Below are 11,839 nucleotides of genomic sequence, written 5' to 3'. Positions count from 1 at the left end.
GAAGGAGCCGCCATGCCGGCCAAGGACGAGATCCCGAGCACCCTGCAGCGGTCGCCGGAGCACGCGCAGGAGATCTTCGCGAAGACGCTCGACTCGGCGAACGAGACGTACGGCCCCGGCGAGCGAGCGCACCGGACGGCGTTCGCCGCGGTCAAGCACGAGTACGAGAAGGTCGGTGACCACTGGGAGGAGAAGGAGTCCTCCGGCCCGTCCGACGACGGCGCAGCCGGCACCCGCGGGTCCGGGGAGACCCAGGGCGGTGTCGACGCGAACGCGACCAAGGCACACCTCATGGAGGTCGCGAAGCGGCTCGACGTGCACGGGCGGTCGACGATGGACAAGGACGAGCTCGTGCAGGCCATCAAGCACGCGAACGACCGGGCGACGGCGGCCGCGCGGAAGTGAGCCGGTGCATGCCCTGCCCCGCATGAGCGGTCTGGTCGGGGGAGTAGCGTGCCGCGGATGAACACCCCAGCACTCCGTGGCAGCCGGATCCTCGGGTTCGGCCACCACCAGCCCTCCCGTGTCCTGACGAACGACGAGCTGTCGACCATGGTCGACACGAACGACGAGTGGATCACCACCCGCACCGGCATCAAGACCCGCCGCATCGCGGGGCCGGACGACAGCGTCGTGTCCCTGGCGATCGAGGCCGGCCGCAACGCGATCGCCGACGCCGGTCTCCAGCCGTCGGACATCGGACTGGTCATCGTGGCCTCGACGACGCACCGGGAGCGGTCGCCGTACACCGCCGGCCGGGTCGCCGCCGCGCTCGGGATGACGAACGGCCCCGCGCCGATCGACATCAACACCGCGTGCAGCGGCTTCGAGTACGCGATGGCCCTCGCCGACCAGTCGATCCGGGTCGGCGCCACCGACACCGCGCTCGTGATCGGGTCGGAGACGCTGTCGAGCATCGCCGACTGGACGGACCGCTCGACCTGCGTGCTCGTCGGCGACGGAGCCGGTGCGGCCGTGCTCGGCGTCGCCGACACCGCGGAGATCGGGCCGGTCTCGTGGGGGAGCGTGCCGCACCTCAACGAGGCCGTGCTCGTCACGCGCGACCCGGAGTACTTCACCCAGCAGGGGCGCTCGATCTACCGCTGGGCCATCACCGAGGCCGAGGGGCACGCCCGTGCGGTCGTCGAGGCCGCGGGGCTCACGATGGACGACATCGAGGTCTTCGCCTTCCACCAGGCGAACCTGCGGATCATCGAGCCGTTGGCCGAGGCGCTCGGCGGAGCGGACAAGTACGTCGTGCGGGACGTCGTCGAGTCGGGGAACACGTCCGCGGCGAGCGTGCCGCTCGGCCTGTCGAAGGCGTGGCAGCGCGGGGAGCTGCCCGAGGACGCGCTGGCGCTGCTGTTCGGCTTCGGGGGTGGGTTCGCGCACGCCGGGCAGGTGGTGCGGACGCCGAAGCGGCGCGCGTGACGGCGTGAGGGGCTGACGGACGGGAGGCGCGGTGCCGGCTGGCACCGTGCCTCCCGTCCGTCGTCGCGCACCCGGGTGGGCCGGGCTGCGTGCGGCCGGGCTGCGCTCGACTGGGCTCGGCCGGCCGGACGGTCAGTCGCGGTCGTCGCGGCGCGGCGTCTCCGCCCAGAGGTCCTCGTCGTCGCGGTCCTTCCGACGCCACGGCAGCGCACGGCGTTCGCGGTCGCCCGCCTTGTCCGCCTTGTCCGACGCCTTCCGGTCCTTCGTCGGCTTCGCCTCGAGCACGACCGTGAAGTGCCGCGGCGGCAGGCCGAAGCCCTCGCGCGATGCCTGGATGACCCGCTTGCCGAGGGCGTGGTTGCCCAGCCCACCGACGGCGGCGCCGATCCCGAACGGCAGCGCACGACCGAGTACCGACGTGCCCTGGCGGGCGGCGAAGCGCTTGATGAACTGGTCGCGGACCTTGCCCCCGATGCCGCTGACCACCTGCTTCGGCAGTGTCGAGGTCACCATCTCGCCCCAGAACGCGTTCCGTGCCGGGCCACCCGCGGCCTGGCCGGCGAGCTGCTTCACGAGCTGCGTCCCCGGGGCGCCGAGGATCAGGGCCATCACGAGCGTGCGCGACCGCTCCGGGTCGTCGAGGGCGATGCCGTGCACCTCGGTGACGGACTGTGCGAACAGGGCGGTCGTCTCGAGGAACCCGACGGTCTCCGCACCGCTCAGGCCCAGGGCCGCGACCATGCCGACGCCGGGGATCACCGCGCTCGCACCGACGGCGGCACCACCCGTCGTGACGGCGGTCAGGTACTGCCGCTCGAGGATCTGGACGATCTCGGCCGGGCTCGCGTCCGGGTGCCGGCGGCGCAGGGCGTTCACGTGCGCGACGACCACGGGGCGCTGGACGGCGATGACGCGGTCGAGGATCTTCGTCCACCCGCCGGGACCGTCCGGCGTGGGGGTCCGGTCGTCGCGGGAGTGGGGCTGGACCTGGGCGGGCGGCATCGGCACGATCGCCCCGTCGTTGTGCTGTCGGGCCATGCGGGTGACGGTACGCCCGGGCGGTGGGAACTCCTCCGGGATCCTCGGCCGGCGGCACCGCGGACGCGGGTCTCACGAGCACGGCACCCCCGCCCGGAGGAGCTTCGCGCGCAGGCGTTCCGGCTCCACGAGGTCCGTCCACACCACCCGGACGACCGTCCGTACCTCGGGGAACGAGCGGACGAAGTCCTCGCGCTGCTTCTCCTGCCAGTGCGCGGCGGCGACGTCCGCGGCGGCGGTGCCGTACTTCGCGCGACCGTCCACCTCGACGACGACGCCGTGGTCCGGGAACCAGAAGTCGACCACGGCGGTGCGCTCTCCGCGCCGCGAGAAGACGTGCTGCTGGACGGGCTCCGGCGTCCCGAGCAGCCGGAAGCGCACGCGGCACATCGACTCCGCCGGCGAGTCCGAGCGCGGCGACCCCATCGCCACGGCGGACGCCGCCTTCGACCGACCCTTCGGCCCGAGCAGTGCGACCTCACGACCGAGGTCCTCGGCCGTGGCGCACCGCCACCGCAGGACGTGGTCGAGCACGGGCAGTGCGAGCAGCAACGGGCGGCTCGAGGCGATGTCGACCGCCGTCCGCGCCGGGGACGTCGCCGGGAGTCCCCGGTGGTCCCGGTGTCCGGACGGCGGCCTGCTCGCCACACCGTGCCGCACGAACCAGGCACTCACGCGTGCCCGTCGGCCGTCGGGTCCGCCACGTGCACCCGGGACGGCCAGCTGCCCACGACGGGGAGGCCGAGCACGGCACAGGCGGACTCGTGGCTGAGTCGGTCCTGCGCGCGGAGCCGGGGGAGCGAGGCGCGGACGAGCAGCACGTGCCGTTGATCCGGTCGCAGCCCGGTGGTGCTCCCGCGACGGACGAGGACCCCGGGGCGGATCCGTTCGTACTCGCCGCGCGCCGTCGCTCGTTCGAGTGCGCGTCGCTCAGCGCTGGGCCGGTGCGCCGTCCGCACCACGTCGATGTCGTCCGCCTCGGTCATGCTCCGAGCCTGGTGGCGGGGGAGCAGCGCCGCAGGACGACGGCGCTGCCGGTGGGGAACGACGACCGGACGGCGTCCTGTGCAGGACGATGCGCCGTCGATGCCCGCGCATCATCCGACACGGCACACGTCGATCGACGCGCGGCATGTCGCACGATGCACGCGCATCCGATGCGGACGCAGGAAGCGACGTTGCACGTGTCGATCGACGCGCGCGATGTCGCAGAACGCGTGCGACGCCGAGCGCCGCGCGCCGGACCCCGAGCCCTACCGCCGGGCGAGCTCCGCGCGCAGCGGCAGGTCCTGGTCCTCGAGGATGAACTGCGCGCCGACCGCCGTGCGGCCGTTCACCACGACGGGCGCGAGCAGGTTCACGGTCGTCCCGTCCTCGCCGGGGTTCGCCACGACGAGCAGCATCGCGTCGGCGGCGTCGGTCAGCCCGATCGTCGTCGCCTGCTCGTCCGTCAGCTCCGGCGCGTAGTCCGGCAGGTGCACGGCCGCGTCGAGCAGGTAGAGCCGGGCGTCGCCGCCGGTGAGCGCGAAGAGCCCCTCGGCACCCTCGACCGCAGCGAGCGCGAAGACGGGTTCCGGCGACAGCCCGAACGGCGGGACGGGGAAGGTCAGGTCGATGCTCATCGGAGGTAGTCCATCAGGGTCGGCTGCAGGACCTTCGCGGTGACGGCGAGGGCTGCCTGGTAGGTGGTCTGCTGCACCTGGAGGTCGAGGACGGCCCCGGCGAGGTCGAGGTCCTCGATCCCGGCGCGGCGGTTCTCGAGCGACACCGAGGCGGTCTTCAGCGTGTCCTGTGCGGCGAGGGCGGCGGCGTGCCGGACCCCGACGTCGACCTGTGCGGCGCGGACCGAGTCGATCGCGGTGTCGAGGTCGTTCAGCCTGGGGTTCACGTTCACGCCGTCCTGGAGGTCCGCCACGATGCGGTCGATCGCCGCGAAGGCCGAGGTGTCCCCGGTGCCGAAGGCCGCGGCGCCGGAGGTGTCGACGCGGATGGTCCGGTCGTCGCCCACGCGGCGGGTGACCGCGGTGGTGGCGGCGGCCCACCCGGCGTCGTCGGAGTGCGCGGCAGCGGCCGTGGACGACCCGGCGAACACCGACCGGGTGCCGTACTTCGTGTTGGCGGTCGCCTCGAGGTCGGCCTTGAGGGCACGGAACTGGGTCACGAAGGCGTCGCGGTCGGTGTCGCCCATCGTGCCGGAGTTCGCGGCCTGCACGGTGAGGTCGCGGACCTTCGTCAGCACGGAGTACGCGCTGCCGAGGGTGCTGTCGGTCGTGGCGAGCCAGCCGACGGCGTCGTCCGCGTTCCGCGTGTACTGCGCGGCGGCCGCCTGCTCCTTCCGCACCTGCATCGAGGCACCGGTACCCACCGGGTCGTCGGAGGGCTTCGCGATCGCCTGCAGCGTGGTGGCGCGCTGGGTCGCCTCGGCGACGCGCGCGGCGTTCGCCTGCAGGCGCTCGCCGGCCGCCGCCATGGTCATCTGGGTGGTCACTCGGGTGATCACGGTCAGCCCCTCCCGACGATGCCGACGCGGTTGATGAGCGTGTCGAGCATCTCGTCGACCGCGGTGAGGACGCGCGCCGCGCCCTGGTAGGCGTGCTGGTAGCTGAGCAGGTTCACGTTCTCCTCGTCGAGGTCCACGCCGGCACCCGACTGCTGCTGCGTGCGGGCGCTGGTGAGCGCGAGCCCGGTCAGCGTCGTCTCCGATGCGGCCGTCCGGGAGGCGCTGCCCACCCCCGCCACGAACGTCGCCCAGGTGCTGTCCGCACCACCGGCGACCGACCCGAGTCGCGAGAGCGCGTCGGCGAACGAGTCGTCGAGTTCCCCCGCCGCGTTCCGCGTCGCCAGGCCGCTGCCGTCCGTGGGGACGACCGACAGGCCGCGTGCGGCCGGGGTCCCCGTCGCGAGCGCGAAGAACGGCGCGCCGGTGGCGCCACCGGGGGTGGTTCCCTGCGCGTGTGCCGCGTTGACGGTCGACGCCAGCTGCGTCGCGACCCGGTCGTAGGACGCGGAAGCCTCGGCCAGTGCGCCGCCCGTGCCGCCGGAGGCCGGTGCGAGCAGGGTCAGCGCCCCGCCGATCGACCCGCCGTCGAGGCCGACGGTGCCGGCGCTGCCGGAGGTCCACCGCAGGGTGACGGGCTGCCCGTCGGCGAGGCGTGCGCCGCCCTCGAGGGCGACGGTGCGGACGGTGTCGCCCTGCACGAGCGGGTTGCCGCCGAGCAGCACGTCGACCGTGCCGTCGGTGTTCGTGCGGACGGTGCCGCCGGCGAGGCCCGCGATCTGCTGCGTCAGCTGGTCGCGCTGGTCGAGGAGCTCGTTCGCGTTCCCGCCGCCGGCGAGCGTCGCCCGGATCCTCCCGTTGAGGTCGGCGACCTGCGCGGCGGTGTCGTTGAGCTGGCCGACCTGGGTGGCGGCGGTGGCACGGACGGTGGTCCACTGGTCGTCGACGGCCCGCGAACCGCTCGCGAGGGTGCTCGCGACGGTCGACGCCGCGGCGATGACGGCGGACGCGGCACCGGGGTCGTCCGGGTGCGCGGCCAGGTCGCCCCACGACGACCAGAAGCCGTCGAGCTTCGTGGCGAGGCCGTTCTTCCCGGGCTCCTGCAGGCCGCCCTCGAGCGTGGACAGCGCGGTCGCCCGGGTCTGCGCCCACGACGACGAACCGGTCGCGGCACGGACCCCGGCGTCGAGGGTGAGGGAGCCGAGGCGGGCGATGCCGTCGACGGACACGCCCTGGCCGGCGAGGGCAGCGGTGCCGCGGACGAACCCGGTCTGCACGGCGGGCACGGCCGACTGCGTCACGCGCTGGCGGGTGTAGCCGACGGTGCCGGCGTTCGCGATGTTCTGTCCGGTGACGTCGATGCCGGCGCGTGCGGCGGTCAGGCCGGAGTAGGCGGTCGCGAGGGATCCGAAGGTGCTCACCACGGTGCTACAGGGTCCCCTCGAACAGGCGGGCGCCGTCGGCGCGGGAGCCGGAGGTCCCCGATGCGTCGTACGTCGCGGCGTCGGTCACGGTCCCGGCGAGGGTCTCCTCGGTGGACTGGGCGGCCGTGCGGAGGAAGCGGTCGTTCTCGTCGCGGAGCGCGCCGATCTGGCTGGTCAGCTCGACCATCGCCGTCAGGTGCGCGGCGAGGATCTCGCCCCAGGGGCCGTTCGGCGCGGCGGCGATCACGTCGCGCAGGGGAGCAGCGGGGTCGACGCCCCACTCCTCGGCGACGGCGGCGCTCGACGCGGCCCGCTCGAGGCCGGTGCTGCGGAGGCGCTCGAGGACCTGCTCGACCTCTCGGCTGGCGTGCGAGACCCAGCGGGAGCGGCCGGCGGCGAGCAGGAGCTGCTCCTCCTCGAGCTTGAACGTCAGCAGTTCGAGCAGTTCGCGCTCGCGCCAGAGGACGGCGGACAGGTCGTTCACGCTCATGGCTCCTCCCGGTACGGGTTCGGTGTCGGCGACGTTCGGGTCGTTCCGGTCCGCCTTCCGGTGGACACCGACGACTATCGGTCCGGCGGGGCGCGACGTAAGCGGCTTCCGGACAGCGCGCCGATCCGGACCCGGCCGAGCCGCGCCTCCCGTCCGGCCGTACCGGACCCAGATCGGGGGACAAGATCGGCGGCTCCGGGGCGGATGTCCGCCGAAGTGCGGACCGCTCTGGCCCGCCGTCCCCCCGCACTGGGGACGTTCCCAGCCTCCCCGGGGACTTTCCCAGCCGATACATTCGAACCGCACCGCGGGGGACACCCCGCACCGCGTCGCAGGGACGCGGGACGCACCGCCCGGAGGATCCGGGTGGTTCTTCGACGACCGCGCCGGCCTCCCGAGGGCCGGTGTCCGTCGTGCCCACGGACGGGTCAGTCAGCAGGTCGACCAGGGGAACACACATGGACCGCAACGCACGCAACGCGATGATCGTGGAGCACCTGCCGCTCGTCGGCTACATCGTCGCCGACGTCCGGGCGCGTGCCACCCACCTCGACCGCGACGACCTGGCCGCCGTCGGGTCCCTCGCGCTCGTCGCCGCAGCGGAGTCGTTCGACCCGGACCTCGGCGTGCCGTTCGGTGCCTACGCCCGCACCCGGATCAACGGCGCGATCGCCGACGACATGCGCTCCGCCGACTGGGCCTCCCGCGGCACCCGGAAGCGCATCCGCGAGACCCTCGCCACGCAGGAGGCGCTCTCCGCCCGACTCGGTCGGTCGGTCGGCGTGCAGGAGATCGCCGATGCCATGGGCGTCGACCGCGACACCGCCGCCGCCGCGATGGCCGACGCCGCCCGCACCGTCAGCCCCATCGACGAGACCGTGCACGACACCGTGGCGACCGACCAGCCGCTCCCCGGCGAGGACCTGCTCGAGGCCGAGAAGCGCCGCTACCTGCGCGCCGCCGTCGCCGCGCTGCCGGAGCGCATGCGGTACGTCGTCGAGAACGTGTACTTCGGCGACCGCTCGGTGACCGAGGTGGCCGCGGAGCTCGGCATCACGCACTCCGCCGTGTCGCAGCAGCGCTCCGAGGCGATGCGGCTCCTGCGCGACGGCCTGGCCGAGCACTACGGCGACGGCACCGCGGTCGAGCCGGTCTCCCGCACCACCGCCGCCCGCCGCAGCGCGTACCTCGCCCGAGTCGCCGCGAACGCCGCCGCCGGCGTCGCGCGGGCCGTGCACGACGCCGCTGCGCCGACGGCCGTCGCCGCGGGCTAGCCCTTCGGCGAGGGAAATCTCGCCGATCCCCTAACGACCTCGGCCCGACGGCCGAGAGTCCCGGATGTCAGCCCATGGACGGGCAGGCACCACCACCCAAGGATTCACGGAGGAAACCACCATGGGTATGTCCATCAACACCAACCTCTCGGCACTCAACACGTACCGGAACCTCAGCTCCACGCAGAACGACCTGTCGAAGTCCCTCGAGAAGCTCTCGACCGGTCTCCGCATCAACCGTGCTGCCGACGACGCTGCCGGTCTGTCGATCTCCGAGGGGCTCAAGTCGCAGGTCGGTGGCCTCACGGTCGCGGCCCGCAACTCGCAGGACGGCATCTCCGTCGTGCAGACCGCTGAAGGTGGCCTCACCGAGACCCACTCGATCCTCCAGCGCATGCGTGACCTGGCCGTCCAGGCCGGCAACGACTCGAACAACGACGCCTCGCGCAAGGCGATCTCCACCGAGGTCGGCGAGCTGCAGAAGGAACTCGGCCGCATCTCGTCGTCGACGAACTTCAACGGCATCAACCTGCTCGACGGGTCCGCCAACGGCGGCACCGGCAAGCTGGCGTTCCAGGTCGGCGCCAACGGCGACAAGAGCAGCCAGATCGTCGTCGACCTGTCGGCGGCGAACGTCTCGGACATCGCCAAGACGCTCGGTTCGGGCTCCACCGCCGCGACCGGCAGCTCCTTCACGGTCGACCTGACCGCCGTCGACCCGACCGCCTCGTCGAAGTTCGTCTCGACGGACGCCAACGGCGTGAAGACCACGGTGAACACCGCGGCCCTCACGAAGGCGGACGGCACGGCCCAGACGGCCAAGTTCACCAGCGTCGACGACTACGCCGCGGCACTCCAGCGCGACAAGGCGTTCTCGGCCAACTTCACCGTGAGCGTGCAGAAGGACGCGAACGGCCAGGGCACCGGCATCGTCGTCAGCGCGAAGGACGGCGGCACCCTGAAGACGGCCGACAACGCGACCGCCAACGGTCTCGGCGCTGCCGTCGAGGGCACCGCGGTCGCCGGTGGTGTGCAGTTCGACACCGCCGAGCACGCCCAGGCCGCGATCAAGCTGATCGACCAGCAGATCTCCGCGGTGTCGTCGGCTCGTTCGAGCCTCGGTGCGGTCCAGAACCGCTTCGACCACGCCATCAACGTGACGAACGTGGCCAAGGAGAACCTGACGGCCGCCGGCTCGCGCATCACGGACGTCGACATGGCGCAGGAGATGGTCAAGTACACCCGCGACAACATCCTGAGCCAGGCCGGCACCTCGATGCTCGCGCAGGCGAACCAGAGCACGCAGGGCGTGCTCTCGCTCCTGCGCTAGCGGACCTGACGCCGTCGTCCGGGGGAGTTCGAGTCCTCCGGGCGGCGGCGTCGCCGTACCCCCACCACGTCCACCACCCCACGGCAGGGAGCCACCGATGTCGACGTCGTCCGTGTCGGGCAACAGTCTCGCGATCGACGGCCTGGTCAGCGGTCTCAAGACCACCGACCTCATCAACTCGCTGATGACGATCGAGCAGGTCCCGCAGACCCTGCTGAAGAGCAAGCTCACCTCGACGAACTCGTTCATCTCGTCGCTGCAGACCATCAACTCGCTGGTGCAGACCCTGGCGACGAAGGCCGGGGACGCGTCGAAGGCCGCCTCGCTGGACGTGTTCTCCGCGAAGAGCTCGTCGGCGGGCGTCAGCGTCACCACGGGCGCGGACGCGAGCGCCGGCTCCCTCAGCTTCCAGGTCGGTTCCACGGCCTCCGCGCAGGTCGCGGTCACCGCGGCGTCGACGACGTGGTCGTCCGCCGCCGAGCCGCTGACCCTCGTCGGTGCGGACGGCAAGCAGACCACGTTCACCCCGGCGTCCGGGTCCCTCGACGACGCCGTCGCCGCGATCAACAAGGCCGGCGCCGGTGTCACCGCGACGAAGGTCGCCTCGGGCAGCGCCGCCGACGGCACGAGGACGTTCCGGCTGCAGCTGACCGCCACGACGACCGGCGCAGCCGGCGCCTTCTCGCTCTACCGGGGCACCGGCGACGCGGTGACGGCGGGCACCGCGACCGACGTCTTCGCCCAGCCGGGAGCAGCGGTCGTCACGCCGGCGAAGGACGCGAGCGTGACCCTCTGGGCCGGCACCGCCGCCGCCCAGACCATCACGAGTGCGTCGAACACCTTCACGGACCTGCTGCCCGGTGTCGACGTCACCGTGTCCCAGCCCACGACCGACCCGGTCACCGTGACCGTCGCGCGCGACACCGCGAAGGCGCAGTCGGTCGCCTCAGGTCTCGTCGACGCCCTGAACGCCGTCAGCTCGTACTACGCGTCGAACACCGCGGTGACGAGCACGACGAGCCCGACCACGGGGACGACCTCGACGACCGCGGGCGTGCTCAGCGGCGACGGCACCACGCGCGACGTCGTGCAGCGCCTGACGGCCTCGATGTCGGCGCCGGTGAACGGGAAGTCGCCGTCGAGCATCGGCATCGTCATCACGAAGGACGGCTCGTTCACCTTCGACGCCACGGCGTTCCAGAACGCGCTCGCGTCGGACCCGGCGGGCACCCAGGCGGTCCTGTCCGGCGTCGCGGCGAACGTCGGGGCCGCCGCCACGGCCGCGTCCGACAAGTACAACGGGTCGATCACGACGTCCATCACGGGGCAGCAGTCCGTGGCGAAGGACCTCACGACCCAGATCGACAGCTGGACCGATCGGCTGACCCTGCGCCGCGCCACGCTGCAGGCGCAGTACTCGGCCCTCGAGACCAGTCTCAGCAAGCTCCAGTCCCAGTCGGCGTGGCTCTCGGGCCAGCTGGCGGCGACGTCGAAGTGACGGGAACGACCATGAACGCGTTCGACCTGCAGTCCGCCGCCTTCCGGCAGGCCGCCCAGCCCCGCACCGTGACCGACCAGCGTCGCGCGCAGTACACGAACGAGGCCGTGCTCTCGGCGACGCCGGCGCAGCTCGTGACCATGCTGTACGACCGCCTGCTCCTCGACCTGCACCGTGCCGAGGCCGCGCAGACGACGTCCGACTGGGAGACCGCGCGCGAGCAGCTCCTGCACGCCCAGGCCATCGTCGGCGAGCTGTCCTCGACGCTCCGCATCGACGTGTGGGACGGCGGCGAGGGACTGCTGGCGATCTACAACTACGCGTCCACCTCGCTCATCACCGCGAACGTGCACCGTGACGTGCAGGCGACGCGGGACTGCATCCGGATCCTCGAACCGCTCCGACAGTCGTGGCACGAGGCCGCCGCGGCGCTGCCGGCGGCGCAGACCGTGTCGACCGGCACCGGGGGAGCGCTCGGTGTCGCCTGAGACGCCCGCGCCCGTGTCGGCACCGGTGCACGAGCAGGAGGCCGCGGCCCACGACGCCTGGGTCGCGACGTTGGACGTGCTCGAACGCGACCTGTCCGCCGACGCGACCACGAGGTGGACCGAGCCGACCGGGCTGGGACCGGTGCCGCGCGACCTGGTGGGGCGTGCCTCCCGGCTGCTCGCCGCGCAGCGTGACCGCTCCGCCGACCTCGAGACGGAGCGACGGCGGACGCTGGAGCACCTCGGCGCGCTCCGCCGGGTCGCGGCGACCGACGAGCCGCGCGGGTCCGTGTACCTGGACGCCTCCGCCTGACCGGACCGCGACGGTGCGCGTGTCGATCGACACGTGCTGTGTCGCAGGACGCGCGC

At 72.8% G+C, this 11,839-nt stretch carries 14 protein-coding genes; 7 read left to right on the top strand and 7 right to left on the bottom strand.

Features of this window, described 5'->3' with window-relative positions:
* Nucleotides 1–12 precede the first annotated feature (12 nt).
* Nucleotides 13–405 carry a ChaB family protein gene (locus Cus16_RS02485; RefSeq protein ID WP_069710999.1) on the top strand — a complete coding sequence of 131 codons (393 nt, stop codon included), beginning with the start codon at nt 13–15 and terminating at the stop codon, nt 403–405.
* 57 nt (nt 406–462) lie between these two features.
* The gene (locus tag Cus16_RS02480) at nt 463–1,431 is read left to right on the top strand and encodes a beta-ketoacyl-ACP synthase III (RefSeq protein ID WP_069710998.1); all 969 of its coding nucleotides are present in this window, start codon (nt 463–465) and stop codon (nt 1,429–1,431) included.
* 132 nt (nt 1,432–1,563) lie between these two features.
* Here Cus16_RS02480 and Cus16_RS02475 read toward each other — a convergent pair whose 3' ends face one another.
* From Cus16_RS02475 to Cus16_RS02445, 7 genes are all read right to left on the bottom strand, one after another.
* The gene (locus tag Cus16_RS02475; RefSeq protein WP_189319505.1) at nt 1,564–2,469 is read right to left on the bottom strand and encodes a hypothetical protein; all 906 of its coding nucleotides are present in this window, start codon (nt 2,467–2,469) and stop codon (nt 1,564–1,566) included.
* 72 nt (nt 2,470–2,541) lie between these two features.
* Nucleotides 2,542–3,144 (bottom strand): hypothetical protein, encoded by a 603-nt coding sequence (locus tag Cus16_RS02470; protein WP_069710997.1) that lies wholly within the window; start codon nt 3,142–3,144, stop codon nt 2,542–2,544.
* Nucleotides 3,141–3,455 (bottom strand): hypothetical protein, encoded by a 315-nt coding sequence (locus tag Cus16_RS02465; RefSeq protein WP_069710996.1) that lies wholly within the window; start codon nt 3,453–3,455, stop codon nt 3,141–3,143. The genes Cus16_RS02470 and Cus16_RS02465 overlap by 4 nt, the downstream gene beginning before the upstream one ends.
* A 267-nt stretch (nt 3,456–3,722) precedes the next feature.
* On the bottom strand, nt 3,723–4,091 hold the full coding sequence (gene fliW, locus Cus16_RS02460) for a flagellar assembly protein FliW (RefSeq protein ID WP_069710995.1): 369 nt from the start codon (nt 4,089–4,091) through the stop codon (nt 3,723–3,725).
* Complete coding sequence (locus Cus16_RS02455) at nt 4,088–4,969, bottom strand: flagellin (RefSeq protein ID WP_069710994.1); 882 nt, start codon at nt 4,967–4,969, stop codon at nt 4,088–4,090. The genes fliW and Cus16_RS02455 overlap by 4 nt, the downstream gene beginning before the upstream one ends.
* Before the next feature lie 2 nt (nt 4,970–4,971).
* Nucleotides 4,972–6,387, bottom strand: coding sequence for a flagellar hook-associated protein FlgK (gene flgK / locus Cus16_RS02450; RefSeq protein WP_069710993.1), 1,416 nt, complete (start codon nt 6,385–6,387; stop codon nt 4,972–4,974).
* 7 nt (nt 6,388–6,394) lie between these two features.
* Nucleotides 6,395–6,880 (bottom strand): flagellar protein FlgN, encoded by a 486-nt coding sequence (locus Cus16_RS02445; RefSeq protein WP_069710992.1) that lies wholly within the window; start codon nt 6,878–6,880, stop codon nt 6,395–6,397.
* A 458-nt stretch (nt 6,881–7,338) separates the two neighbouring features.
* On the opposite strand from Cus16_RS02445, the gene Cus16_RS02440 reads away from it, so the two are divergent.
* The 5 genes from Cus16_RS02440 to Cus16_RS02420 all read left to right on the top strand — a co-directional run bounded on the left by Cus16_RS02440 (nt 7,339) and on the right by Cus16_RS02420 (nt 11,783).
* Nucleotides 7,339–8,154 (top strand): sigma-70 family RNA polymerase sigma factor, encoded by an 816-nt coding sequence (locus Cus16_RS02440; RefSeq protein WP_069710991.1) that lies wholly within the window; start codon nt 7,339–7,341, stop codon nt 8,152–8,154.
* 121 nt (nt 8,155–8,275) lie between these two features.
* Complete coding sequence (locus Cus16_RS02435) at nt 8,276–9,484, top strand: flagellin (protein WP_069710990.1); 1,209 nt, start codon at nt 8,276–8,278, stop codon at nt 9,482–9,484.
* Nucleotides 9,485–9,581: 97 nt separating this feature from the next.
* On the top strand, nt 9,582–10,982 hold the full coding sequence (gene fliD, locus Cus16_RS02430; protein ID WP_069710989.1) for a flagellar filament capping protein FliD: 1,401 nt from the start codon (nt 9,582–9,584) through the stop codon (nt 10,980–10,982).
* An 11-nt stretch (nt 10,983–10,993) separates the two neighbouring features.
* On the top strand, nt 10,994–11,470 hold the full coding sequence (fliS, locus tag Cus16_RS02425; RefSeq protein ID WP_083263636.1) for a flagellar export chaperone FliS: 477 nt from the start codon (nt 10,994–10,996) through the stop codon (nt 11,468–11,470).
* Nucleotides 11,460–11,783 (top strand): hypothetical protein, encoded by a 324-nt coding sequence (locus Cus16_RS02420; RefSeq protein ID WP_141718764.1) that lies wholly within the window; start codon nt 11,460–11,462, stop codon nt 11,781–11,783. The genes fliS and Cus16_RS02420 overlap by 11 nt, the downstream gene beginning before the upstream one ends.
* Nucleotides 11,784–11,839 lie beyond the last annotated feature (56 nt).

Source organism: Curtobacterium sp. ER1/6 (assembly GCF_001742745.1).
Taxonomy (GTDB): Bacteria; Actinomycetota; Actinomycetes; order Actinomycetales; family Microbacteriaceae; genus Curtobacterium; species Curtobacterium citri.
This window is presented reverse-complemented; position numbering and strand designations above follow the sequence as displayed.

What these genes read in the sequence shown, in the direction of transcription:
- fliS (WP_083263636.1), top strand. Translation starts at nt 10,994, where the DNA reads ATGAACGCGTTCGACCTGCAGTCCGCCGCCTTCCGGCAGGCCGCCCAG.
- Cus16_RS02485 (WP_069710999.1), top strand. Translation starts at nt 13, where the DNA reads ATGCCGGCCAAGGACGAGATCCCGAGCACCCTGCAGCGGTCGCCGGAG.
- Cus16_RS02480 (WP_069710998.1), top strand. Translation starts at nt 463, where the DNA reads ATGAACACCCCAGCACTCCGTGGCAGCCGGATCCTCGGGTTCGGCCAC.
- Cus16_RS02445 (WP_069710992.1), bottom strand. Translation starts at nt 6,880, where the DNA reads ATGAGCGTGAACGACCTGTCCGCCGTCCTCTGGCGCGAGCGCGAACTG.
- fliW (WP_069710995.1), bottom strand. Translation starts at nt 4,091, where the DNA reads ATGAGCATCGACCTGACCTTCCCCGTCCCGCCGTTCGGGCTGTCGCCG.
- Cus16_RS02440 (WP_069710991.1), top strand. Translation starts at nt 7,339, where the DNA reads ATGGACCGCAACGCACGCAACGCGATGATCGTGGAGCACCTGCCGCTC.
- Cus16_RS02475 (WP_189319505.1), bottom strand. Translation starts at nt 2,469, where the DNA reads ATGGCCCGACAGCACAACGACGGGGCGATCGTGCCGATGCCGCCCGCC.
- fliD (WP_069710989.1), top strand. Translation starts at nt 9,582, where the DNA reads ATGTCGACGTCGTCCGTGTCGGGCAACAGTCTCGCGATCGACGGCCTG.
- Cus16_RS02435 (WP_069710990.1), top strand. Translation starts at nt 8,276, where the DNA reads ATGGGTATGTCCATCAACACCAACCTCTCGGCACTCAACACGTACCGG.
- Cus16_RS02465 (WP_069710996.1), bottom strand. Translation starts at nt 3,455, where the DNA reads ATGACCGAGGCGGACGACATCGACGTGGTGCGGACGGCGCACCGGCCC.